We start from the raw sequence: 23,472 nt of genomic DNA on the forward strand, positions 1-23,472 counted from the left end.
GAAGCGAGCGGCTTTGAATGTTAAATTAACAAACTCTAATATATTAATCGGGTAATGCCGGGCCGGCAATACATCGAAAGATGGAGATCAGTTGCTCGACAGACGCTGGTTGGCGACGGCCAGCCGGCTGGCCAGCACATCGACGAAGCCCTGGTAGAAATGCATGCGACAGGCTTCGGAGGATTTCTGCAGCGCTTCGCCGCGCACGATGACGATGTCGGCGTCGGTCACGGTCGCCACGTCGGCACTGCGCTTCAGCGGCTTGCGCCCGAGCAGGGCCATTTCGCCGAAGCAGGCGCCTTGGGTCAGGCGGCTGAGCGGCTTGCCGTGCTTGCTGACCTGCAACTCGCCTTCGGCCAGGAAGCAGAAGAAGTCGCCGGGTTCGCCGTCGCGCATGATCACCGTGCCGGGCTGGACGTGCCGCCACTGCGAGAAGCGCAGCACTTCCCAGATCTCGACGTCGGAAAAGTCGGCGAAGAAGGGTAGCGAGCGCAGGATGGCGTATTTCTCGGTGTCGGCGAAATCGACACGCGGCGTCAGCAACTGGCGGCTACGTACCGCTTGCGCCAGGTCGTGGGCGAAGGCTTCCCAGGTCGGGTAACGCTGCTCGCGGTTCTTGGCCATGGCACGGGCGACGATATCGTCGAGCGCCTCCGGGATCATCGGGTTCAGGCTGGATGGCCGCGGCGTGGGCGCGTTGATGATCTGGTAGATGGTCTTGTAGTGCGTGTCGCCCTCGAAGGGGAGTTGCCCGGTCAGCAACTGGAACATGACGACGCCGAGTGAATAGATGTCGGTGCGGTGGTCGAGGCTTTCTTCCTGCACCTGTTCGGGCGACATGTAGGCCGGCGATCCCACGCCGGACACCTGGGTACGTGCATTGCCGCCGATGATGGCGGCGCCGAAGTCGGAGATCTTGATGTCCGACTCGCCGCTCATCAGGATGTTGGCCGGCTTGATGTCGCGATGCGTGATGCCGATGCGGTGGGCGAAATCGAGCGCACGCGTGCATTTGAAAATCAGCTCGACAACGCGGTCCATCGGCAGCAGATGACCGGGCTTGGCGTGTTCTTCCAGCGTGTGGCCGGGCACGTATTCCATCACGATGTAGCAGAGCTTTTCGGCGACCACGGCATCGTAGATCTGCACGATGTGCGGATGGTTCAGCTTGCCGACCAGTGAGGCTTCGTTCAGGAAGAGGTGGGAGTAGAGGCGACCCTTGTCCGGGTCGCCGAGAATTTCAGGCGTCGCCACCTTGATGGCGACATCGCGCTGGGCGAAGGGGTCGCGACCGAGATATACGGTACTGGTCGCGCCTTCGCCGAGCTTCTTGATCAGCTCGTACTTGCCGAGCTTTTTGGCCATTGTCGAGTGTCAGCCTTTGCCTTGAGGGTATTACAGGCGCTGACGGGCGCGGGCGATGGCGGCTTTGACCTGTTCCGGCGCGGTGCCGCCGATGTGGTTGCGGCTGGCGAGCGAGCCTTCGACGGTCAGCACGGCGAAAACGTCGCTTTCCACCTGCGGGCAGAAGGCGCGGATTTCATCGAGCGTCAGCTGCGGCAGGTCGACGCCCTTCTGCTCGGCCGCCTTGACGGCGTGGCCGACGGCTTCGTGCGCATCGCGGAAGGGCAGGCCCTTCTTGACCAGATAGTCGGCGAGGTCGGTGGCGGTGGCGAAGCCCTGGGTCAGCGCGGCCTTCATGTTGTCGGCGCGGACCGTGATGCCGCCGGCCATGTCGGCGAAGATGCGCAGGGTGTCGGTGACGGTGTCGACGGCGTCGAACAGCGGCTCTTTGTCTTCCTGGTTGTCCTTGTTGTAAGCCAGCGGCTGCGACTTCATCAGCGTGAGCAGGCTCATCAGCTGGCCGTAGACGCGGCCGGTCTTGCCGCGGGCAAGTTCCGGCACGTCCGGGTTCTTTTTCTGCGGCATGATCGACGAGCCGGTGCAGAATCGGTCGGCGATCTGGATGAAGCCGACGCGCGGGCTCATCCACATGACCAGTTCTTCCGACAGGCGGCTGATGTGCATCATCAGCAGGGCGCAGGCCGAGGTGAATTCGATGGCGAAGTCGCGATCGGACACTGCATCCAGCGAGTTTTCACAGACGGCTTCGAAGCCGAGCTCCTTGGCAACGAATTCGCGGTCGATCGGGTAGGTCGTGCCGGCCAGCGCAGCCGAGCCAAGCGGCAGGCGGTTGGTGCGCTTGCGGGCATCGGCGAAGCGCTCGGCGTCACGCCCGAACATTTCGAAGTAGGCCAGCATGTGGTGACCGAAGGTCACCGGCTGCGCAACCTGCAGGTGGGTGAAACCGGGCATCGGCGTGGCGGCCTCTTTTTCGGCCAAATCGACCAGCGCACCGCGGAAGGCCTTCAATAGCACCTGAATGTCGTCGATCGCATCGCGCAGGTAGAGGCGGATGTCGGTCGCCACCTGGTCGTTACGCGAGCGGCCGGTGTGCAGGCGCTTGCCGGCATCGCCGACCAGCGCGGTCAGGCGCTTCTCGACGTTCAGATGCACGTCTTCCAGATCGATCGACCATTCCAGCTTGCCGGACTCGATTTCCTCGGCCACGATGGCCATGCCGCGTTCGATGTCGGCCAGGTCCTGGGCACTGATGATGCCTTGCTTGGCCAGCATCTTGGCGTGGGCCAGCGAGCCGCGGATGTCCTGCCGCCACATGCGCTTGTCGAAATCGACGGAAGCGGTATAGCGTTTGACGAGATCGGAGACCGGTTCGGAGAAACGGCCGGCCCAAGTGTATTGATTGGCGTTGGAAGTCATGACTCTGGTCTAAAATGCGGCAAGTAAGCGACAGATTGGCGCGCAAAAGGCGAAAAAGCGGCCTTCAGGGCCTTAAAAGATGACAAGTATACGGCACTTTCCGGCGACTCACCCGCTCCCCGATTGGCGTAATTTCGGGGTAATGCTGCGCATCCTGCTCGGGGTCAATGCCTTGGCCCTGTTCGCAGCCCTGTTGCAGGTGAACGATCTGGCTCAATGGCTGCCGCGTTACGTCGAGCTGGCTGCCGTCGTCGAGCCAGGGCTGCTGCTCTGTCTTGGCCTGCTGGCCGGCTTGCGCGATCTGTTGTGGCGGCTGCCGATGCGTCTGGGTCAGGCCTTGGTCGTGCTGCTGATCGCCGCCTTGAGCGGCCTGCTCTATCAATATGTCGGCCTGCTCGCCTTTGCCGACTTCGGTAGTGTGTGGCGGGCTGCTCTGCTGGCCGGGGCAGTGGCCGCGGTCTTCCTGTTCTATTTCGAATTGCGCTTCCGCGCCTTTTCGCCGGCACAGACCGAAGCGCGCCTGGCGGCGCTGAATGCCCGCATCCGTCCGCATTTCCTGTTCAATTCGTTGAATGCGGTGCTCTCCTTGATCCGGGCTCGGCCGCAGCAGGCCGAGGAGGCCCTGGAGTCGCTGTCCGACCTGTTCCGTGCGGCCATGCGCGATCCGTCCAATCTGGTCAGCCTGGAAGACGAACTGGCGCTCGGTCGCCAGTATCTCGATCTGGAACGCCTGCGGCTGGGCGAACGACTGCAGATCGACTGGCAGGTGGACGATGTCGACCTAGAGACCCCGATTCCGCCGCTGATGCTGCAGCCGCTGCTGGAAAATGCGGTTTACCACGGCATCGAGCCGTGCCCGGAAGGTGGCACGGTCGGCGTGGCCGTGCGCTGCAATGGCGACGAGATGGCCATCACGATCGCCAACCCGACCGCCGGTCAGACGGCACATGCCGCCGGCAACCAGATGGCGCTGGCCAATATCCGCGAACGCCTCGCCCTGTATTACGATCTGGAAGCCCGTCTGGATATCCGGACGGATGACAATCGCTACGAAGTCCGCATCAAACTGCCATGCCAACGCCCACGCCGCTGAAAATCCTGCTGGTTGACGACGAGCCGCTCGCCCGCGAACGTTTGCGCACGCTGCTCGGCGACATTGCCATGCAACTGCCGACCGAGATCGTCGGCGAGGCCGGCAACGGCCGGCAGGCGCTCGACCTGCTCCAGGGAGCGGTGGCAGATGTCGTGCTGGCCGACATCCGCATGCCGGGTATGGATGGCATCGAACTGGCCTCGCATCTCGGCCTGCTGGAGAAGGCGCCGGCAGTCATTTTCACGACGGCCTACGACAACTACGCGGTGCAGGCTTTCGACCTCAATGCTGTCGATTACCTGCTGAAGCCGGTGCGCACCCAGCGCCTGCTTGCTGCCTTGCAGAAGGTGCAAGCCCAGCAGCGCCCCGATCCGGCGCTGCTGGCCGGACTTGGTCAGCAGCTGCGTGGCGCCGGCCGGACCCATCTTTCCTGCCATGAGCGCGGCCGCCTGCTGCTGGTGCCGGTCGGTGAAGTGCTCTATTTCAAGGCCGACCTCAAATACGTCACGGCGCGCACGGCCGAGCGCGAATACCTGCTCGACGAGGCCTTGACCCATCTGGAGACCGAGTTCGCCGACCGCTTCCTGCGCCTGCACCGTTCGGTGCTGGTGGCCAAGTCGGCCCTGGCCGGTTTCGAGAAAGCTGCCGGCGACGATGCCGAGGCCTACGGTTGGGCCTTGTTGCGCGGCGTGCCGGAAAAGCTGCCGGTCAGCCGCCGGCAATGGGCGCCGGCCAAGGCGCTGGTCAAGAATTCCTGAGTATCCTCAACGGAGTCGGATTTTCATGGGACGTATCTGCCCCCACTGCAACCATGCCCGCAAGGCCGACGAGACCTCACCGGATTGGCAATGCCCGGCCTGCCAACGGGCCTACGACAAGGTGGGCAATGCCATGGCACCCGAGGGCTTCCGCCAATACGGCGGGGCGGCCGTAGAAAAGCGCGGACTGCCGCTCGGCAAGTTGCTGCTCGTACTGTTGCTCGCCGGTGCCGCTTGGGCCTTCGTCCGCCCGGCGCTACAGGAACGGGCTGCTGTAACGGCCAAGGCCAATGCCGCGCAGCCGGAGGTCGTTCTCTACGCCACCGACTGGTGTGGTTACTGCAAGATGACGCGGGAGTTGTTTGCCGCCAACGGCATCCACTATACGGAATACGACATCGAGAAGAGTTCCGAGGCGCTGGTTCGCCATCGCAAACTGGGTGGTAATGGCGTCCCCCTGATCGTGGTCGGTGATGAGGTGGTCAACGGCTATAACGAGGGGGCCTTGCGCCAGCTATTGGCGCCCTGGTTCAAGAGCTAGCTTGTCTGCCGCGCCGCCAGGCGCGCCTGTTCGTCGGCCAGGGCATTGCCGCGGCAGCGTCCGTGGCCCTTGATCCAGTGCAGCGAGGCCGGGGCGAGCAGGGCGTTCAGGTCGTCGTGCGGAAACATAGCCTGTAGTTCGCCATCTTGCTCACTGCCGTGGCACTGCGCTTGCTGCAGGCGTTCGATGGCGTCGCTGTTGTCCGCAAAGAGCGCGAACGGCGCGCCGGCGAAGATCTGGGCCGCCGTCCGCAGGGCGAAAACGGCGGCGCGTAGCTCGAGTTCGTTGCTGGGGCCGGCGGGCACGCTGCGGGTGGCGATGTGGCTGGCAGCCTCGGAGTGTTCGAAGAGCACCGCGGCCAATCCACCATGCTGTAGCTGGCTGGCATCGCTGAAGACCAGGCGCTGCCCGGCGAATTGCTCGCTCAGCTTGGCCGGCAACGGGCCAATGGAGAGCGGCAGTGGAGCGGGCGGTTTGCGTTTGCGCCGGGGCATGGTCAATGCAGCGCCGGAAAAGACGAAGGCCCTGCATTGGGGGAGATGCAGGGCCTTCTGGACGGCAGGAGGGGTTTGGGGGAGGTGTTTGCCGTCATGGCTGATGTCTGGTCAGCGCATGGACAAACGATAAGGCCCCGGCCCGCTGGCTTCAAGTAACGGTTTGCAACAAAGCGTATCGTCCTGTGTGCACCGCCCGTCTTGGGCATTCGGTTTTTGCTCATTTGGGGCAGTGCACCGCAGCAGTGGCTGGTCTACGCGGAAAGCGCCCGATCAACCACTTCGAAGACGTCGCGCGACAGGCCGGCATGGTCGCGGATGCGTTCCAGGGCAACGCGGGCATGGGACTGCCGGCCGGCGTCGAACTTCTTCCAGCGGTCGAAGCAGCGGGCGAGGCGCGAGGCGACTTGCGGGTTCTTGTCGTGCAGGTCGAGGATGCGGTCGGCCATGAAAGTGTAGCCAGCACCGTCGGCGGCGTTGAAGCGGACGAGGTTGGCGCCGAAACTGCGGATCAGGGCGTAGATCTTGTTCGGATTGCCGGCGTCGAAGGCCGGGTGGGCGGTCAGCGCCTTGACGGTGGCCAGCGTATCCGGACGGCGGCTGGTCGATTGGGCGACCAGCCATTTGTCGACGACCAGCGCTTCGTCCTTCCAGCGGGTGTAGAACTCGTCCAGTGCCTGTTCGCGTTGCGGGCAGACGGCAGCATTGACGTTGGCCAGGGCGGCGAGCGCGGCGAACTGGTCGGTCATGTTGTCGGCCTGCTTGAATTGCGCGTAAGCCATCTGGCGTGCGGCGTCGGTGTCGAGTTCGAGCAGGTAGGCCAGGCAGACGTTGCGCAGGGCGCGGCGGCCGGCTTGTTCGGCGCTCGGCGCATAAGGCTCGGCGACAGTGAGCGCGGCATAGAGGCCGGAGAACTCGCCTTCCAGTTGTTCGGCGAGGTGACGGCGCAGGGCGTTGCGCGCGGCGTGCAGCGCGTCCGGATCGACTTGCGCCAGTTGCTCGGCGAGCGTGCCTTCGCCAGGCAGGGTCAGGGCTTCGGCAACGAAGGCTGCGCCGCGCTGGGCTTGCGTTTGCAGCAAACGGCGGCAGGCAGCGACGAAGCTTTCCGGCCAGCTCGGTTCATGGCCGGCGGCGATGGCCGCCGCGGCGTCGAGAATCAGCGTCGAGGCCAGGCGTTGGCCGGCTTCCCAGGCGTTGAACGGATCGTTTTCGTGGGCCAGCAATAGGGGCAGCTGTTCGGGCGTGTAGTCGAATTCGAGATTGACCGGCGCCGAGAAATCGCGCAGCAGCGAGGGCACGGGTTCGGCGGCGATGTCGTTGAAGACGAAGGACTGCGTGCTGGCGGTCAGTTGCAGCGTACGCTCGCTGCCGGTGATCAGTTCGCCCTGCTCGGTGAACAAGGCGACGCGGATCGGAATCAGATAGGGCGCATCGTCGCTGGCGCGGGCATTGGATTGCGTGCAGGTCAGCGTGTAGCTGCGGCTGTCGGCATCGTAATAGCCATCGGCAACCACCTTGGGCGTGCCCGGCTGAACGTACCAGCGCATGAATTGCGTGAAGTCGAAGCCGCTGGCGGCGGCCATGGCGGCGACGAAGTCGTCGCAGGTCACGGCCTGCCCATCGTGGCGGCGGAAGTATTCGTCCATGCCGGCGCGGAAGCCGTCGCGGCCGATCAGCGTCTGGATCATGCGGATGACTTCGGCGCCCTTTTCGTACACCGTGGCGGTGTAGAAATTGTTGATCTCGATGTAGGACGACGGGCGCACCGGATGCGCCATCGGGCCGGCGTCTTCCGGGAACTGCGCGGCGCGCAGGCCGCGTACCTCGCGGATGCGGGCGGTCTGGCGGTTATGCAGGTCGGCACCGAATTCCTGGTCGCGGAAAACGGTCAGGCCTTCCTTCAGCGACAGCTGGAACCAGTCGCGGCAGGTCACTCGGTTACCGGTCCAGTTGTGGAAATATTCGTGCGCGACGACGCGGTCGATGTTCTCGAAATCGACATCGGTGGCGACATCCGGGCGGGCCAGCACGTACTTGGTGTTGAAGATGTTGAGGCCCTTGTTCTCCATGGCGCCCATGTTGAAATCGCCGACGGCGACGATCATGTAATGGTCGAGATCGCATTCGAGGCCGAAGCGTTGTTCGTCCCATTTCATGGATTTCTTCAGTGCGTCCATGGCGTGCGGGCACTGGTCGAGCTTGCCTGGTTCGACGTAGATGGCGAGCTGGACGTCGCGACCGGAGGCGGTCTTGAAGGTGTCGCGTAGCACGTCCAGTTTGCCGGCGACGATGGCGAACAGGTAGGCCGGCTTCTTGAACGGATCCTCCCACTTCGCCCAGTGGCGTCCGTCGGCCTCGTCACCACTGGCGACCGGGTTGCCGTTGGCGAGCAGGATCGGGAACTGCGCCTTGTCGGCGTGCAGCGTCACGGTGAAGGTGGACATCACGTCCGGCCGGTCGAGGAACCAGGTGATGCGGCGGAAGCCGTGCGCCTCGCACTGCGTGAAATAGCCGTCCTTGGAGCGATAGAGGCCGGACAGGCAGGTGTTCTTGTCCGGATTGATACGGACCACGGTGTGTAGCGTGAAGGCGTCGGGCAGACCGTCGATGCTGAGCTTGGTCGGCGTCGCGGAAAATGCCCTGTTTTGCCCGTCCACCGCAACACTGAGCGTTTCCAGTTCGTCGCCGTCGAGGACGAGCGGCTGCGGTGCCACTGCCGGGTTGCGGCGCATGGCCAGCGTGGCGCTGACGGTGGTTTGGCCGGCGGCGATGTCGAAATCGAGGTCGACGCGGTCGATCCAGTAGGCGGGTGGGGTGTAGTCCTTCAGGTAGACGGTGGTTGGGGTATCGGTTTTCATTGTCGGTCAGGCATTGGGGTTGAACCCGACGATGATACGCCAAACCCTTGGCCGGCTTAACGTCGCCGCCAGACCTGCCAGCGTTCGCGGCCGGAAAATACCGGAATCGAGTCGTGCACCGCAGCATCCTCGATGCGCTCGAAATGGGGCGTCAGCAATTCATCGAGCTGTTCCGGCAGGATGCCGAAGGGGGGGCCTTTGAGCTGGTCGCAGACGAAGAAATAGCCGGCGAGGAGGCCGCCCGGTGGCAGCAGCTCGGCGACGCGCCGGCCCCAGTCGGCCCACAGCTTGCGCGGCAGGGCGCAGAGGAAGGCGCGTTCGTAGATCAGATCGAGCGGCTGTTCCGGTTGCCACTGGAAAAAGTCGGCGCAGACGAGGTGCACCGCAGAATTGCCGAGAATGTCGCGGGCGCGGTCGACTGCGGTAGGGGAAAAATCGAGGGCGGTGACCGGCCAGCCATGCTCGGCCAGACAGGCCGCTTCCCAGCCGCTGCCGCAACCCGGGATCAGCGTATTGAGCGGCGTCGCTTGCCGGGCGGCGAAATCGGCGAATTGTTCTGGCACCTTGCCGGCGTCCCACGGCGTGGTGCCGGAACCGAAACGTTTGCACCAGAAATCCGGGTGTTCCGGCAATTGCTCGGAGGTCTTTACGCTGTCGCTCATGGCTTTTTCAGGTTCCGGCTCGATTGCTCGATGGCGTCCTCGAGATAGCTTTGGTAGAAGTCCGGCAGACGCGCGCCGACGATGGGGTCGGCCAGTTTGCGCCCATCCGGGCCGTAGAAGGCGACGACCGGCACCAGCTTGACCTTCTCGGCGGTTGCCAGGCGGGCGTGCGTCGTGGCCTGGCCCTTGAAATCGACCAGCGCGTGGTTGTCGCCGTCCTGGCGCACTTCGCGTACGACGATGCGGTCGCGGTAGCGCGGGTTGTCGGTCAACGGTTGCAGGAAATCGCGCTTCACCGCCTTGCAGAACTTGCAGTCGTCGCGGCTGTACAGCACGATCAGCGGGCCGCCGGCCTGGTTGGCCTGGCGTGCATCACGGGCGAGGTCGGCGGCGGGCAAAAGCTCGGATGCATCAAGGGCGGCCAGGGGGGCGCATGCTAGAATCAGCGCTCCCAAAAGTCCTGCAAGCCGTCGCATCATGTCCGTTCCTTCGAAGATTGTCATTGCCTCCCGCGAATCCCGTCTGGCCATGTGGCAGGCGGTGCATGTCAGAGAACGCTTATCGAGTTTAAATCCGGGGGCGGAAGTTGTCATTCTCGGCATGACCACCAAGGGCGATCAGATTCTCGACCGTCCGCTCGCCGAAATCGGCGGCAAGGGCCTGTTCATCAAGGAACTGGAAGTGGCCATGCAGGAAGGCCGCGCCCACCTCGCCGTGCATTCGATGAAGGACGTGCCGATGGTGATGCCGGAGGGCTTCGTCCTCGCCGCCATCTCGGCCCGCGAAAACCCGCGCGATGCCTTCGTCTCGAACAAATACAGCGGTCTCGACGAGCTGCCGGCCGGCGCTGTGGTCGGCACCTCCAGCCTGCGCCGCGAAGCCATCCTGCGCGCCAAGTATCCGCAGCTGGTGATCAAGAGCCTGCGCGGCAACCTCGACACCCGCCTGAAGAAGCTCGATGCCGGCGAATACGACGCAATCATCCTCGCCGCCGCCGGCCTGATCCGCCTTGAACTCAAGGATCGCATCAAGTCGGTACTGACGCCGGAACAATCCTTGCCGGCCCCCGGTCAAGGCGCGCTGGGCATCGAACTGGTCGATGGCGATGCTGCCATGGCCTCCGTCGTAGCTCCGCTGAACGACCCGGAAACCGCTCACTGCGTCAAAGCCGAGCGCGCCTTCTCGCGCGCCCTCGGCGGCTCCTGCCAGGTGCCGCTGGGCGGTTACGCGGTGATCGACAACGGCCAACTCTGGCTGCGCGGCTTCGTCGCTTCGGTCGATGGCAAGGAAATGGTCAGCGCCGAGTTGCGCGGCAATCCGGCTGATGACGAGGCGCTCGGTCGCCAACTGGCCGAAACCCTGCGCCAGCAGGGGGCCGACGCCATCCTCGCCAAGCTGGCTTGCCACGCCTGATTCCGGCATGAAACCCGGCGGCCCGCTGGCCGGCAGGACCATCGTCGTCACGCGGCCGCGGGCGCAATGCGGGCCCTTGGCCGAAGCCATCGAGTCTGCTGGCGGCCGCGCCCTGATCTTCCCTTTGCTCGAAATTTCCCCAGCCGAGGACGGCGCGCCACTCCAGGCAGCCGCCGACCGATTGGGTGAATACTCCGTCGCTGTCTTCATCAGCCCGAACGCCGTCGACCATGCGTTGCCCGTATTGCTGGCCAAGCGCTCCTGGCCAGTCGATTTGCTCCCGGCTGCGGTGGGACAGGGAACGGTCAAGGCGCTGGCGGAAAAAGGGGTGCAGGGCTGCATCGCCCCGACCGAGCGCTTCGATTCCGAAGCCCTGCTCGCTCTGCCGGAATTGGCGCCAGCGCGTGTCGCCGGCAAGCGCGTCGCGATCTTTCGCGGCGATGGCGGGCGGGAATTGCTGGCGGACACGCTGCACGAGCGCGGTGCCCAAGTCGATTGCATCACCTGCTATCGGCGTTCCGGTCCGTCCGCTGGCGCGCGGGAATTGCTTGCCGCCTGGCGCGAGGGGCGACTCGATGCGCTGACCGTATCGAGCAGCGAAGGCCTGCGTTATCTGGTCGATCTGCTCGATGCCGAGGGGCGGGATTACCTGCGGCGCACGCCCATTTTTGTTCCGCATGCGAGAATTGCGGAAAATGCAAAAAATTTGGATTTGCACAACATAACCCTGACCGAAGGCGCCGACGCCGGCTTGATGGCCGGCTTAGTTGCTTATAATTGGCCGGCATGAACCCCGAAAAAGACTCCCCCAGCATTCCTCCGCATAGTGAAACGCCGCGCAGTCGGCGCCGGAGCGGGCCTTCCCCATGGATTTTCGTTGCCATCGCCGCCTTGGCCGTCGCCGGCTGGCAATGGTTCGATACCCGCCAGAAATTGACCGAAATGCGCAGCGAAATCGCGCAAAGCATTGCCGAGGGCAACGAGGAGCGCGGTGCGCAGAAACAGTTGCGCGAGCAGGTCGAGGCCATGCAGGCCAAATTGGGGGCGCTCGACGACAAGCTCGGCGAATTCCGCAGCCAGGGCGAGGCCTTGCAGGGGCTTTACCAGGAAATGGCAAGGAGCCGCGAGGAAGCGACCCTGATCGAGGTCGAGCAGGCGATCACGCTCGCCGGGCAGCAACTGCAACTGGCCGGCAATGTGCCGGTCGCCGTGTTGGCCCTGCAAACGGCCGACGCCCGCCTGGCTCGGCTCGACCGCCCGCAGCACCTGCCGCTGCGCAAGGCGCTGGCCAAGGACCTGCAGCGCCTGAACGCCATCCCGTTTGTCGATTTTCCCGGTTTGAGCCTGCGCCTGGAGCAACTGCTCCTCGGCGTGGACAAACTGCCGTTGGCTAGTGATGGGCGGCCGAGCGCCAAGGTTGAGAAGCTTGCCATCGCCGATGACAAGGCCGATTGGTGGCAACGTACCGGCCAAGCTCTCTGGCAGGAGTTGAAAGGGCTGGTCCGCATCCAGCGCTTCGATCGCGAGGCACCGGCCTTGCTGGCGCCGGGACAGGATTTCTTCCTGCGCGAAAACCTCAAGCTGCGCCTGCTCAACGCGCGTTTGGCGCTGTTCGCCCGCGACCAAGCCACCTTCCGCAACGAGTTGAAAGTGGCGCAGGAATGGCTGGGGCGCTATTTCGACCAGGGCGACAAGTCGGTCCTGTCGAGCCAGGCCATGCTGCGCCAGATTGCTTCTTCCGACATCAATGTCGAGCTGCCGACGCTGAGCGATAGCCAGGCCGCCTTGCGCAGCTTGCGTTCGGGCAAGGACAAGAAGTGAAAGGCCTGTTCTGGATCCTGGCGCTATTTGCGCTAGCCGTTGCCGTGGCCCTCGGCGCCCGTCTGAACGACGGCTACGTGATGCTGGTCGTGCCGCCTTACCGCGCCGAGGTTTCGTTGAATCTGCTGATCCTCGCTCTGGTTCTGCTCTTCGCCGCGCTGTATGCGACCTTGCGCGGCCTGGTCTTGATGTTCGGCTTGCCGGCGAGGGTCAGCGAATACCAGAGGCGCCGGCAGCGTGAGCGCGCCGGGCAGGTTTTTCAGGATGCAGTGCGCTTCCTGTTCGAGGGACGTTTCGGCCAGGCCATGAAGAAGGCCAGCGAAGCGCATGCGGCCGGTACCGCGCCGGGTTTGTCGGCGCTGATCGCGGCACGTGCTGCGCAGCGCATGCGCGAATCCGAGAAGCAGCAAGGCTGGTTGACCCGTGCCATGCTGGACGATCCGCGGACCGAGGCGGCGACCCTGATGCTGGAGGCCGAGATGATGATCGAGGCGCGTCGCTTCAAGGAAGCGTTGGTTGCCCTCGATAAATTGCAGGCCAAGCAGGGGCGCCATATTGCCGCTTTGCGCCTGGAGTTGCGTGCCCGTCAAGGTGTCGGCGACTGGGAAAACGTGCTCAAGCTGGTGCGTCAGTTGGCCAAGCGGGATGCCCTGCCGGCAGAAGTGATCGGTGAGATCCGCACGCAAGCCCATCTGGCCAATATCAAGCAGCGCAAGCTGGATCGCGAACAACTGGTGGCTTATCTGCGCGCCGTACCGGACGAGGAACGCGGTCGTCGCGTCGTGCTGGCTGGTGCGAAGGCCCTGGTCAGCGTCGAGGCCGATGGCGAGGCGCAGAGGCTGATCGAAGCCGTCTTAGGAAGCTCGGCGCAGGAAGCCTGGCAGCCTGAACTGGCCGATATCTATGGCAGCGTGCGCGGCGGCGAAATGACGGCGCGCATTGCCAAAGCCGAAGGTTGGCTCAAGCAGCATCCGCAGGATGCCCGCTTGCTGCTGGCTCTCGGTCGCATGTGTTTCAGCCAGCGCCTGTGGGGTAAGGCGCAGAGCTATCTGGAGGCGTCGCTGTCGGTACACGAAACGCAGCCAGCGCATCTGGAACTCGCCCGCCTGTTCGAACAACTGGACAAGGCGGACGAAGCCAATCGACACTACCGGGCGAGCGCACTGCTCAACGCCGGGTGAATTGATCCAAACGGGGGAATGGAATGCTGAACATCGACATGCGCAAGATCTACAACTTCTACCCGATCGAGCCAGCCCCCGATCCTGCCAACTTGCCGACGGGCGGCGACATTTACTACGAATGCCTGGATTGCTCGGTCATCGTCAATTCCGTTCCCCATATCAAGGCCGCTTGCGCATGCGGCAATCTGGAAGGCGGCGGCGGCAAGATGAACGTCAAGGACGCAACACGCGTCCGCGCCGTCAAGGGCAAGCTGAAGTAAGCCCTCGTTGTTGGGCCGGTCTTTCGCCGGCCCAAGCCTGATTTAAATCCAGTCCTGCGGCTGCAGGAAGACTTCGTACAACTCCGCTTCCGGCGTGCCGGCTTCCGGTTGCCAGTCGTAGCGCCATTTGACGATGGGCGGCAGCGACATCAGGATCGATTCGGTGCGTCCGCCTGATTGCAGGCCGAACAGTGTGCCGCGGTCCCACACCAGATTGAATTCGACGTAGCGCCCGCGGCGGTAGGCCTGGAAGTCGCGCTCGCGCTCGCCGTAGGGCGTGTCGCGCCGCTTGGCCAGTACCGGCAGGTAGGCTTCGGTGAAAGCGTTGCCGACAGACTGCGTCAGCGTGAAGCAGCGTTCGAAACCGCCCTCGTTCAGATCGTCGAAGAACACGCCGCCGACGCCCCGTGGCTCGTTGCGGTGCTTCAGGAAGAAATACTCGTCGCACCACTTCTTGTATTTCGGGTAGACCTCGTCACCGAAGGGCGCCAGAGCATCGCGGCAAGTGCGATGGAAATGCTGCACGTCCTCGCGCTGGCCGTAATAGGGCGTCATGTCCATGCCACCGCCAAACCACCAGACCGGCTCCTCGCCCTCCTTGGTGGCGACGAAGCAACGTACGTTCATGTGCGCCGTCGGGCAATACGGATTGTGCGGATGCAGTACCAACGACACACCCATCGCCTCCCAGGCGCGACCGGCCAGTTGCGGGCGGACGGCGGTGGCCGAAGCGGGTAGCGACTTGCCGGTGACGTGCGAGAAATTCACGCCGCCGCGCTCGAAGAAATCGCCTTCCTCGATCAGCCGGGAAATCCCGCCGCCGCCCTCGGGGCGTTGCCAGCTGTCGGTACGGAAGGGCTTGCCGTCGAAGGCTTCGAGTTCGGCGACGATGCGGGCTTGCAGGTCGGTGAAATAGGTTTTGAGTTGTTGGGTGTCCATGTTTGGGGCTTAGCTTGAGCGGTGTCTCTTGGGTTGTTTTTGCGCGGGTGGGTTCCCGTTGGGAGGGGTATTTTGAGGGTTTCGGGGGAGGGTGTGGGGACTTTTTGTTGGTTGTGTCGTTGGAGTTTATGCGCTGACTTGGGCGCTGCTTTTCGCGCCTGACGCGCGACATGACTTTCTTTTGCTTCGCCAAAAGAAAGTCAGCAAAGAAAAGGCGACCCGGAGTCGGCGCCCGCTACGCGGGTCCCCTGTGCTACTCGCCGGTCGGGGGCACCCCAAGAGTACTTCTTCGCGATGCTACGCATCGCTCAGGGCGCGGCTGGCTAAACTCGCCTTCGGCTCAGACAACGCCAGCCGACGGCTCCCCGCCCGCCTGCGTTGCTCGGCGCCTCCCACGGGAGGTTGAAAACCGATCGCCGCTGAAGGGCCAGCGTTTGGTTTTTTGCCTTTTTAGGCAGTGCACCGCAGCAGTCACGATATCAGAGCTCATTCCCGCGAAAGCGGTAATCCAGAGGGGGGTTAGGAGCATTTCTGGATTCCCGCTTCCGCGGGAATGACGAGGCGGCCTATCAGCGACATACGGTTTTACGGGCCCCTTGAGAGGCGCTGAGCAACGCAGGTTGGCCGGGGGCAGTCGGTTCGCATTGTTTGAGCCGTAGGCGAGTTCATGCGAACCGCCCGGCCAAGCGAGTAGCGGAAGGAAGTAGGCGCAGCCCACCGCCGACCCAGGGGTGGCCCTTTCTTTGGCTACTTTCTTTCGGCCAAGCGAAAGAAAGTATGCCCGCCGTCAGGGCGGAAGGCTGTGCTTGTCAGCGCTCAATAGAAAAGGCCGGCCCCGGAATACTCCAGGTCACCGGCCTTCAAGGCAGCTGAGTCGAACTTAGCGATTAATCGCCCGATACCCGATGTCCTTGCGGAACTGCATCCCTTCCCAGCTGATCTGGGCCAGCGCCTCGTAGGCGCGCTTCTGCGCCAGCTTGACGTTCTCACCCAACGCCGTGACGCAGAGGACGCGGCCGCCGGCAGTGACGACCTTGCTGTCCTGCGTGGCGGTGCCGGCGTGGAAGACGTGGCAGTCTTCGCCGAAGCTGTTGCCGGCGGGCAAGCCGTGGATGACGTCGCCCTTCTTCGGAGTGTCCGGATAGTTGGCGGCGGCGAGCACGACGCCCAGCGCGATGCGTCGGTCCCATTCGGCTTCGATCTGGTCGAGGGTGCCGGCGATGCCGTGTTCGAGCAGGGTGACGAAGTTGGATTTCAGGCGGGCCAGGATCGGCTGGGTTTCCGGGTCGCCCATGCGGCAGTTGAATTCCAGGGTCTTCAGCGAGCCATCCTTGCCGATCATCAGGCCGGCGTAGAGGAAGCCGCTGAAGGGAACGCCGTCCGCCATCATGCCGCGCACGGTCGGCAGGATGATTTCGCGCATGGCCTTGGCGTGGATTTCCGGGGTGACGCAAGGGGCCGGGGAGTAGGCGCCCATGCCGCCGGTGTTCGGGCCCTGGTCGCCGTCGAAGATGCGCTTGTGGTCCTGGCTGGAAGCCAGGGCGAGCACGTTCTTACCGTCGACCATGACGATGAAGCTGGCTTCCTCGCCGTCGAGGAATTCCTCGATGACGACGCGCGCGCCGGCATCACCCAACTTGTTGCCGGAGAGCATGTCGTCGATGGCAGCATGCGCCTCTTCCAGGCTCATGGCGACGACGACACCCTTGCCGGCAGCCAGGCCGTCGGCCTTGATGACGATGGGTGCGCCCTTGCGGTCGATGTAGGCATGAGCGGCGGCAGCATCCGAGAAGGTCTCGAATTCAGCCGTCGGGATGTTGTGGCGGGCCATGAAACGCTTCGCGAAATCCTTGGAGGATTCGAGCTGGGCGGCTTCCTTGGTCGGGCCGAAAATCTTCAGGCCGCGGGCGCGGAAGACGTTCACCACGCCAGCGGCGAGCGGGGCCTCCGGACCGACGACGGTCAGGTGGATCTTGTTCTGCTCGGCGAAGTCGGCAAGGGCTTCCGGATCGGTGATGTTGACGTTCTCAAGTTCGTGCTCGCGCGCCGTGCCGGCGTTGCCGGGGGCGACGTAAACCTTCTGCAGGCCGGGCGTCTGCGCCAGCTTCCAGGCCATGGCGTGCTCGCGGCCGCCGGAACCGATGACGAGAAGTTTCATGGGGCTGTTTCCTTGTCGTTATATCCGAGGCAATTTCGTGGCCGGCAAGGCCGTGACGCGAAGAGTCGCCGAGGGCGGTGCGATTGCACGGCGAGGCGAAGTCGACAAAGTCACGGCGCAGCCGGGCGCGAAATTAGTGGCGGAAGTGGCGGGCGCCGGTGAAGACCATCGCGATACCGTGTTCGTCGGCCGCCGCGATGACTTCTTCGTCGCGCATCGAGCCGCCCGGCTGGATGACGGCGACGGCACCGGCTTCGGCCAGCACGTCGAGACCATCACGGAACGGGAAGAATGCGTCAGAGGCGACGACCGAGCCCTTGAGCGGCAGGCCGGCGTTTTGCGCCTTGATGCTGGCGATCTTGGTGGAATCGACACGGCTCATCTGGCCGGCGCCGACGCCGAGGGTCATGCCGCCGCCGCAGAAGACGATGGCGTTGGACTTGACGAACTTGGCAACGCGCTCGGCGAACAGGAGGTCTTCGATCTGCTGGGCGGTCGGTTGCACCTTGGTGACGACCTTCAGGCCGGAGGCTTGAGCGGTGAAATCGTCAGCCGTCTGCACCAGCAAACCGCCGCCCACGCGCTTCAATTCCAGCTTGTTCAGGTCATTGCCGAGCGGCACGACGAGAACGCGCAGGTTGGTCTTGCCAGCCAGGGCAGCCTTGGCTTCGGCGGTGAAGGACGGGGCGATCAGCACTTCAACGAAGTGCTTGCGGGCGTTCATGGCTTCAACGACATCGAGGCCGACTTCGCCGTTGAAGGCGATGATGCCGCCGAAAGCGGAGGTGGAGTCGGTCTTGAAGGCCTTTTCGTAAGCGCCGAGCAGGGTGCCGTCGATGGCGACGCCGCACGGGTTGGCGTGCTTGATGATGACGCAGGCCGGGGCTTCGAAGGCTTTGACGCATTCCCAGGCGGCATCGGAGTCGGCGATGTTGTTGTAGGACAGTTCCTTGCCCTGCAACTGGGTATAAGCGGCAATGCTGCCCGGCAGGGCGACGGTGTCGCGGTAGAAGGCGGCTTGCTGGTGCGAATTTTCACCGTAGCGCAGGATTTCGGTGCGGTCGAAGGCCAGTTGCAGCTTGGCCGGGAAGATCGACGGGGTCGGCGCGGCTTCGGCCGGCTTGGCTTCAGCGCCTTCGTCGAGACCGGTCAGCCAGTTGGCGATCATGCTGTCGTATCGGGCGGTGTGGGTGAAGGCCTTCTTGGCCAGGTTGAAGCGGGTGGCCAGCGCCAGCGCGCCACCGTTGGCCTTCATTTCGGCGAGCAGCGGGGCGTAGTCTTCCGGATCGGTGACGATAGCGACACCGTTGTAGTTCTTGGCCGAGGAACGGACCATGGCCGGGCCGCCGATGTCGATGTTCTCGATGGCGTCTTCCAACGTCACGCCAGCTTTGGCGATGGTGGCGGCGAACGGGTAGAGGTTCACGCAGACCAGGTCGATGGTCGGGATGCCGTGGGCTTCGATGGTGGCCATGTGCTCAGCCAGGTCGCGACGGGCCAGGATGCCGCCGTGCACCTTCGGGTGCAGGGTCTTGACGCGGCCGTCGAGCATTTCCGGGAAGCCGGTGTAGTCGCCGATTTCGGTGACGGTGAGGCCGGCGTCACGCAGCATCTTGGCGGTGCCGCCGGTGGACAGCAGCTTGACGCCTTGCGCGGCGAGGCCTTGGGCGAATTCGAGAACACCCGTCTTGTCGGAGACGGAAATCAGCGCTTGTTTAATCGTCATGGCAGTTACAGTAGTTGATGTTCGGTGAGTTTCTTGCGCAGCGTGTTGCGGTTGATGCCGAGCATCTCGGCCGCCAGCGTCTGGTTGGCACCGGCCTTGGCCAGCACCACTTCCAGCATCGGCTTTTCCACGCTCTTCAGGACCATGTCGTAGATGGCGGACGGGCTTTCACCGTCCAGGTCCCGGAAATACTGCTCCAGTGCGTTCACGACGCACTTCCCCAAATCATGTTGGCTCATGCTGCCAACGCCTCCTCAGTAGTTTTGTTGTCTTCGTATTGCAGGTGGTCGTGCTCTTCGGCATAACGCAGGAAGAATTCGTCCACTGCTTGGCGCTGCAACTCTACGGTCGGCAGCGTGTTCATCACCTTGCGGAACGCCGCCGAGCCGATCAGACCCTTGGTGTACCAGGAGATGTGCTTTCTTGCGACCTTGACCCCCGTGTCCAGGCCGTAGAAATCGTAAAGGTCTTCGAGATGCGCCATCAGGATGACGTGGATCTCGGCAACCGGGGCCGGCGCCATTTTTTCGCCGGTCTTCAAATAGTGTTCGATCTCGCGGAACAGCCAGGGGCGACCCTGGGCGGCGCGGCCGATCATGACGCCGTCGGCGCCGGTCACGTCAAGCACGTGCTTGGCCTTCTCCGGCGTCGTGATGTCGCCGTTGGCGATGACCGGAATCTTCACCAGCGTCTTCACGTAGGCGATGGTGTCGTACTCGGCTTCGCCGGTGTATTGCTGGCAGCGCGTGCGGCCGTGGATGGCGACGGCGCGGACGCCCGCGCTTTCGGCGATGCGCGCGATGTTCGGCGCGTTCTTGTTGGCGATATTCCAACCGGTGCGGAATTTCAGCGTCACCGGCGTGTTCGGCACAGCACCGACGACGGCGTCGAGAATCTCGCCAACCAGTTGCTCGTGCTGCATCAGCGCCGAGCCCGCCATCACGTTACACACCTTCTTGGCTGGGCAGCCCATGTTGATGTCGATGATCTGCGCGCCGTTATCGACGTTGTGCCTGGCCGCTTCGGCCATCATCTTGGGATCGGCCCCGGCGATCTGCACGGAAATCGGCTCGACCTCACCCTCGTGATTGGCCCGGCGCAGCGTCTTGGCACTGCCGTAGAGCAGCGAGTTGGAGGTGACCATTTCGGAAACGGCCAAGCCGGCGCCCATCTTCTTGCACAACTGACGGAAAGGACGATCGGTCACGCCCGCCATCGGTGCAACGAAGAGATTGTTTCGCAAGGTAAAACCGGCAAATTCCATGGGCGAGCGCGTGCGGTTGGGCTGATTCGGGGAAGGGGCGGATTGTAGCGCAATCGGCGCCTAAAAAATAGTCAGGGGCGCACCGTTTTGCATCGGTGCGCCCCTGCTTGGCGATTGATTTTAATAACCTTTGAGCGCGTAGATGCCGGGTGCGTTGCGCCAGTAACCCTTGTAGTCCATGCCGCAACCAAAGAGGAAGCGGTCGGGAATGTCGAGCCCTGAGAAATCGGCGCGCATGTTCGGTTCAGCCTTGCGGTCGTGATCTTTGTGTACCAGTACGGCGGTCAGTACACGGGCAGCGCCTTCTTCCTGTAGATACTGGCAGATGGCCTTCAGGGTGTGGCCTTCGTCGAGGATGTCGTCGATGACCAGGACGGTGCGGCCCTTCAGTTCCTGCGTCGGGCGAACGCGCCAGTCGAGCAGGCTGTTGCCCTGCAACTGGTGGCCGTAGCGGCTGGCATGCAGGTAGGCCGACTCCAGCGGAAAGTCGAGGCGGGCAATTAGTCGGCCGGCGACAATCAGGCCGCCGTTCATGACGGTGTAGACGAGCGGGTTGCTGTCAGCCAGCTCGGCGGTGATCGCGGCGGCCATCCGGTCGAGGGCAGCGTCGACGTCGCCAGGGCTGGCTAGGCAATCGGCTTCAGCCATGGCACGTTTGATTTCGTTGATGTCGACAGTCATTTCAATGTCCTTCAAATTCGCAAACGGTGAAGACGGGCAGTCCCGCACCCTTGAGCAAGGCCGAACCGCCGAGTTCGGGCAGGTCGACGATGGCGGCCGCTTCGACAATGCTGCCGCCCAGTCGCTGGATGAGGCGAGCGCCCGCCATCATCGTGCCGCCGGTGGCAATCAGGTCGTCAATCAGCAGGACGCGGTCGCCGGGTTTGATTGCATCGACGTGCATCTCGACGGTGGCGTTGCCGTATTCGAGTTCATATTCCTCGCTGACTGTGGTGAAGGGGAGCTTGCCCTTCTTGCGCACCGGCACGAAACCCTTGTTCAACTGGTGGGCGACTACCGCGCCGAGAATGAAGCCGCGAGCGTCGATGCCGGCAATGACGTCAATCGATGTTTCCATGTAACGGAGGACGAATGCATCGACGAGCACGCGAAAGGCGCGCGGGTCCTGTAGCACGGGCGTGATGTCGCGGAACTGGACACCGGCTTGCGGCCAGTCGGCTACGGTACGGATGCGGGCTTTCAGGTAGCCGGTATCCGGCAGTGGTGCTTGCTTCACGGGCAACCTCTCAGAGCAGGGAAAATTTGGCAATAAAAGCGGCGGCGATGATGGCTACCGTCGGCGAAACATCGCGGGCGCGGCCGGCCAGTACCTTGATGGCGACATAGGAAATGAAGCCGAAGGAAATGCCATGGGCGATCGAGAAGGTGAAGGGGATGGTGATGGCGGTGACGACGGCCGGGGTGGCTTCGGTCAGGTCGTCCCAGTGAATCTCGGCGAGACCGCGCGACATCAGGATGGCGACGTAGCACAGTGCCGGGGCGGTGGCGTAAGCCGGGACAGTGCCCGCCAGCGGGGCAAAGATGATGCAGCACAGGAAGAGCAGGGCGACGACGACGGCGGTCAGGCCGGTGCGGCCGCCGGCTGCGGTGCCGGCGGCGGATTCGATGTAGGCCGTGGTCGACGAGGTGCCGAGCACGGCCCCGGCGCCGATGGCGACGGAATCGGCCAGCAGGGCCTTCTTCAGACGCGGCAGCTTGCCGTCCTTGTCGAGCAAGCCGGCGCGGTGGCAAACGCCGACCAGTGTCCCGGAGGCGTCGAAGAGCTCAACCATGAAGAAGGTCAGTACGACGGCGAGCAAACCCGCATTCAGCGCGCCGGCGAGGTCGAGCTGCATGAAGGTCGGGGCCAGCGAAGGCGGGGTAGCAACGATGCCCTTGAATTCGGTGAGGCCGAGGGCCACGGAGGTCCCGGTTACCGCGAGGATGGCGATGATGATGGCGCCCGGCACCTTCCGGTATTCCAGCGCGGCGATCAGCATGAAGCCGGCCGCAGCGAGCAGCGGGCCAGGGTTGTGGATATTGCCGAGCGTCAGCAGCGTTGCCGGGTGGGCGGCGATCAGGCCGGCGTTCTTCAGGCCGATGATGGCCAGGAAAAGGCCGATGCCGGCGGATATTGAATATTTGAGCGAGGTCGGAATCGCATTGACGATCCATTCCCGTACCTTGAACAGGCTGAGCAGGATGAACAGGCCGCCGGAAATCAGCACGGCACCCAACGCGGCCTGCCAGGTATAGCCCATGCCCTGGACGACGGTGAAGGCGAAGTAGGCATTGAGGCCCATCGCTGGCGCCAGGGCCACCGGGTAGTTGGCATAGAGGCCCATGATCGCCGTGCCGAGCGCGGTGGCGAGGCAGGTGGCAACGAACACCGCATCGCGTGGCATACCGGCGGCGGACAGAATGTCCGGATTGACGAAGACGATGTAGGCCATCGTCAGGAATGTGGTCAGGCCGGCGATGATTTCGGTGCGAACCGTGGTGCCGTGGGCCTTGAGTTGGAAAAACCGTTCGAGCACGTGCCGCTCCCGGAAAAAGCGGCGAACTCTACATCAACGCGAGGGCGTGCGCGATTGTGGTTTACGCCAATGCAAAAGCCAGGGTGAGCATGATGGCAAAGAAGAGTTGCAGGCCTGCGGTCGCGGCCAGAATCCCGTTGAATACCAAACCGGGGGCTTCGCGGCGAAAGCGCGCGATCAACTTCAGCGCCAGCGGCAACGATAGTAGCGGCAGAGCGGCTGCCCATCCAAGGCCGGCCAGGAGCGGCAGCAGGGCGTAGGGGGAAAGCATCTCCACGCTGTAAACATGGCGGGTAGCCGGCCGGCCCAGGCGCACGGCGAGGGTGTTCTTGCCGTTGGCCTTGTCGCCGTCGAGATCGCGATAGTTATTGACGGTAATCACGGCAGCTGCATGCAGGCCGACCAGGCTGGCGGCGAGCAGCGTGGTCGGCGTCAGGCTCAGCGTTTGTAGGTAGTAACTGCCGCCGACGGCGATCAGGCCGAAGAAGATGAAAACGAACACTTCGCCGAGCGGTCCGTAGGCAATGGGTTTCGGCCCGCCGGTGTAAGCCCAGCCGGCAGCCAGCGAGGCGAGGCCAATGGCGACAATGGGCCAGCCGCCATGCCAGACCAGATAGATGCCACACAGGAAGGCCAGCGCGAAGCTGAGCCAGGCGCCGGCCTTGACCATGCCGGGCGTTAGCCAGCCTTCAGCCGTGGCGCGCTTGGGGCCGAGGCGGTCCGGCGTGTCGGTGCCGCGCAGGAAGTCGCCGACATCGTTAAATAGATTGGTGCCGATCTGGATGAAGGCGGCGCCCAGCGCGGCGGCCAGCAGCGGCAGCCAGAGCAGTGTGCCGGTATCGTGCCAGGCGATGGCCGAGCCGACCAGTACCGGCGAGAGCGATACGGACAGGGTCTTGGGGCGACAGGCAAGGAACCAGGCGGTGGTTTTGTTCATGCGGCAGGCAATCGGGCAGGTGGCGCGACTTTACTTGGGCGTCGCA

Annotated in this window: 23 protein-coding genes; 8 read left to right on the top strand and 15 right to left on the bottom strand. The window is 63.7% G+C overall.

Annotation, left to right across the window (positions count from 1 at the left end; translation table 11 throughout):
- Positions 1-87: 87 nt before the first annotated feature.
- The gene (locus WIF35_RS14125; RefSeq protein WP_412478859.1) at positions 88-1,365 is read right to left on the bottom strand and encodes a protein kinase domain-containing protein; all 1,278 of its coding nucleotides are present in this window, start codon (positions 1,363-1,365) and stop codon (positions 88-90) included.
- Between the two features lie 30 nt (positions 1,366-1,395).
- A complete protein-coding gene (gene argH, locus WIF35_RS14130) occupies positions 1,396-2,781 on the bottom strand; it encodes an argininosuccinate lyase (protein WP_412478860.1) in 1,386 nt (461 codons plus the stop codon).
- Between the two features lie 142 nt (positions 2,782-2,923).
- On the opposite strand from argH, the gene WIF35_RS14135 reads away from it, so the two are divergent.
- Genes WIF35_RS14135 through WIF35_RS14145 form a run of 3 tightly spaced genes read left to right on the top strand, consistent with a single transcriptional unit; the run spans position 2,924 to position 5,173 of the window.
- On the top strand, positions 2,924-3,874 hold the full coding sequence (locus tag WIF35_RS14135) for a sensor histidine kinase (RefSeq protein WP_412478861.1): 951 nt from the start codon (positions 2,924-2,926) through the stop codon (positions 3,872-3,874).
- Positions 3,853-4,632, top strand: coding sequence for a LytR/AlgR family response regulator transcription factor (locus WIF35_RS14140; protein ID WP_412478862.1), 780 nt, complete (start codon positions 3,853-3,855; stop codon positions 4,630-4,632). The genes WIF35_RS14135 and WIF35_RS14140 overlap by 22 nt, the downstream gene beginning before the upstream one ends.
- A gap of 25 nt (positions 4,633-4,657) precedes the next feature.
- Positions 4,658-5,173: a glutaredoxin family protein gene (locus tag WIF35_RS14145; protein ID WP_412478863.1), complete on the top strand. Its 516-nt coding sequence runs from the start codon at positions 4,658-4,660 to the stop codon at positions 5,171-5,173.
- Here the strand turns inward: WIF35_RS14145 and WIF35_RS14150 are convergent.
- From WIF35_RS14150 to WIF35_RS14165, 4 genes are all read right to left on the bottom strand, one after another.
- Entirely contained in the window at positions 5,170-5,667 is a 498-nt protein-coding gene (locus WIF35_RS14150) for an RNase H family protein (protein WP_412478864.1), read from the bottom strand. The two genes, WIF35_RS14145 and WIF35_RS14150, sit on opposite strands and share 4 nt — an antisense overlap.
- 254 nt (positions 5,668-5,921) lie before the next feature.
- A complete protein-coding gene (gene pepN, locus WIF35_RS14155) occupies positions 5,922-8,525 on the bottom strand; it encodes an aminopeptidase N (RefSeq protein ID WP_412478865.1) in 2,604 nt (867 codons plus the stop codon).
- Between the two features lie 56 nt (positions 8,526-8,581).
- Positions 8,582-9,187, bottom strand: a complete 606-nt coding sequence (locus tag WIF35_RS14160; RefSeq protein WP_412478866.1) for a methyltransferase domain-containing protein — start codon at positions 9,185-9,187, stop codon at positions 8,582-8,584.
- Positions 9,184-9,585, bottom strand: a complete 402-nt coding sequence (locus WIF35_RS14165) for a thioredoxin family protein (RefSeq protein WP_412478867.1) — start codon at positions 9,583-9,585, stop codon at positions 9,184-9,186. The genes WIF35_RS14160 and WIF35_RS14165 overlap by 4 nt, the downstream gene beginning before the upstream one ends.
- A 79-nt stretch (positions 9,586-9,664) precedes the next feature.
- Here WIF35_RS14165 and hemC point away from each other — a divergent pair, with 79 nt between their 5' ends.
- From hemC to WIF35_RS14190, 5 genes are read left to right on the top strand one after another with little or no spacing between them, the layout of a single operon-like run.
- Entirely contained in the window at positions 9,665-10,600 is a 936-nt protein-coding gene (gene hemC, locus WIF35_RS14170) for a hydroxymethylbilane synthase (protein WP_412478868.1), read from the top strand.
- 7 nt (positions 10,601-10,607) lie between these two features.
- On the top strand, positions 10,608-11,390 hold the full coding sequence (locus WIF35_RS14175; protein WP_412478869.1) for a uroporphyrinogen-III synthase: 783 nt from the start codon (positions 10,608-10,610) through the stop codon (positions 11,388-11,390).
- Positions 11,387-12,421 (top strand): uroporphyrinogen-III C-methyltransferase, encoded by a 1,035-nt coding sequence (locus tag WIF35_RS14180; RefSeq protein WP_412478870.1) that lies wholly within the window; start codon positions 11,387-11,389, stop codon positions 12,419-12,421. Before WIF35_RS14175 ends, WIF35_RS14180 begins: the two co-directional genes overlap by 4 nt.
- Positions 12,418-13,602 (top strand): heme biosynthesis protein HemY, encoded by a 1,185-nt coding sequence (locus WIF35_RS14185; protein ID WP_412478871.1) that lies wholly within the window; start codon positions 12,418-12,420, stop codon positions 13,600-13,602. The genes WIF35_RS14180 and WIF35_RS14185 overlap by 4 nt, the downstream gene beginning before the upstream one ends.
- Positions 13,603-13,625: 23 nt before the next feature.
- Positions 13,626-13,865: a hypothetical protein gene (locus WIF35_RS14190; RefSeq protein WP_412478872.1), complete on the top strand. Its 240-nt coding sequence runs from the start codon at positions 13,626-13,628 to the stop codon at positions 13,863-13,865.
- A gap of 42 nt (positions 13,866-13,907) precedes the next feature.
- On the opposite strand, the gene hemF is transcribed toward WIF35_RS14190, so the two are convergent.
- The 9 genes from hemF to WIF35_RS14235 all read right to left on the bottom strand — a co-directional run bounded on the left by hemF (position 13,908) and on the right by WIF35_RS14235 (position 23,426).
- Entirely contained in the window at positions 13,908-14,804 is an 897-nt protein-coding gene (gene hemF / locus WIF35_RS14195; protein WP_412478873.1) for an oxygen-dependent coproporphyrinogen oxidase, read from the bottom strand.
- Between the two features lie 880 nt (positions 14,805-15,684).
- Positions 15,685-16,962 (bottom strand): phosphoribosylamine--glycine ligase, encoded by a 1,278-nt coding sequence (gene purD, locus WIF35_RS14200; RefSeq protein WP_412478874.1) that lies wholly within the window; start codon positions 16,960-16,962, stop codon positions 15,685-15,687.
- Between the two features lie 133 nt (positions 16,963-17,095).
- Positions 17,096-18,688: a bifunctional phosphoribosylaminoimidazolecarboxamide formyltransferase/IMP cyclohydrolase gene (gene purH / locus WIF35_RS14205; protein WP_412478875.1), complete on the bottom strand. Its 1,593-nt coding sequence runs from the start codon at positions 18,686-18,688 to the stop codon at positions 17,096-17,098.
- A 5-nt stretch (positions 18,689-18,693) separates the two neighbouring features.
- Positions 18,694-18,927 carry a Fis family transcriptional regulator gene (locus WIF35_RS14210; protein ID WP_412478876.1) on the bottom strand — a complete coding sequence of 78 codons (234 nt, stop codon included), beginning with the start codon at positions 18,925-18,927 and terminating at the stop codon, positions 18,694-18,696.
- Complete coding sequence (gene dusB / locus WIF35_RS14215; RefSeq protein ID WP_412478877.1) at positions 18,924-19,952, bottom strand: tRNA dihydrouridine synthase DusB; 1,029 nt, start codon at positions 19,950-19,952, stop codon at positions 18,924-18,926. The genes WIF35_RS14210 and dusB overlap by 4 nt, the downstream gene beginning before the upstream one ends.
- A gap of 120 nt (positions 19,953-20,072) precedes the next feature.
- A complete protein-coding gene (locus tag WIF35_RS14220; protein ID WP_412478878.1) occupies positions 20,073-20,633 on the bottom strand; it encodes a hypoxanthine-guanine phosphoribosyltransferase in 561 nt (186 codons plus the stop codon).
- 1 nt (position 20,634) lies between these two features.
- Entirely contained in the window at positions 20,635-21,189 is a 555-nt protein-coding gene (locus WIF35_RS14225; RefSeq protein ID WP_412478879.1) for an adenine phosphoribosyltransferase, read from the bottom strand.
- Positions 21,190-21,199: 10 nt separating this feature from the next.
- A complete protein-coding gene (locus tag WIF35_RS14230; RefSeq protein WP_412478880.1) occupies positions 21,200-22,489 on the bottom strand; it encodes an NCS2 family permease in 1,290 nt (429 codons plus the stop codon).
- Positions 22,490-22,550: 61 nt separating this feature from the next.
- Positions 22,551-23,426: a 1,4-dihydroxy-2-naphthoate polyprenyltransferase gene (locus tag WIF35_RS14235; RefSeq protein WP_412478881.1), complete on the bottom strand. Its 876-nt coding sequence runs from the start codon at positions 23,424-23,426 to the stop codon at positions 22,551-22,553.
- Between the last annotated feature and the right edge of the window lie 46 nt (positions 23,427-23,472).

This window comes from Azonexus sp. IMCC34839 (genome assembly GCF_047047955.1).
Lineage (GTDB): Bacteria > Pseudomonadota > Gammaproteobacteria > Burkholderiales > Rhodocyclaceae > Azonexus.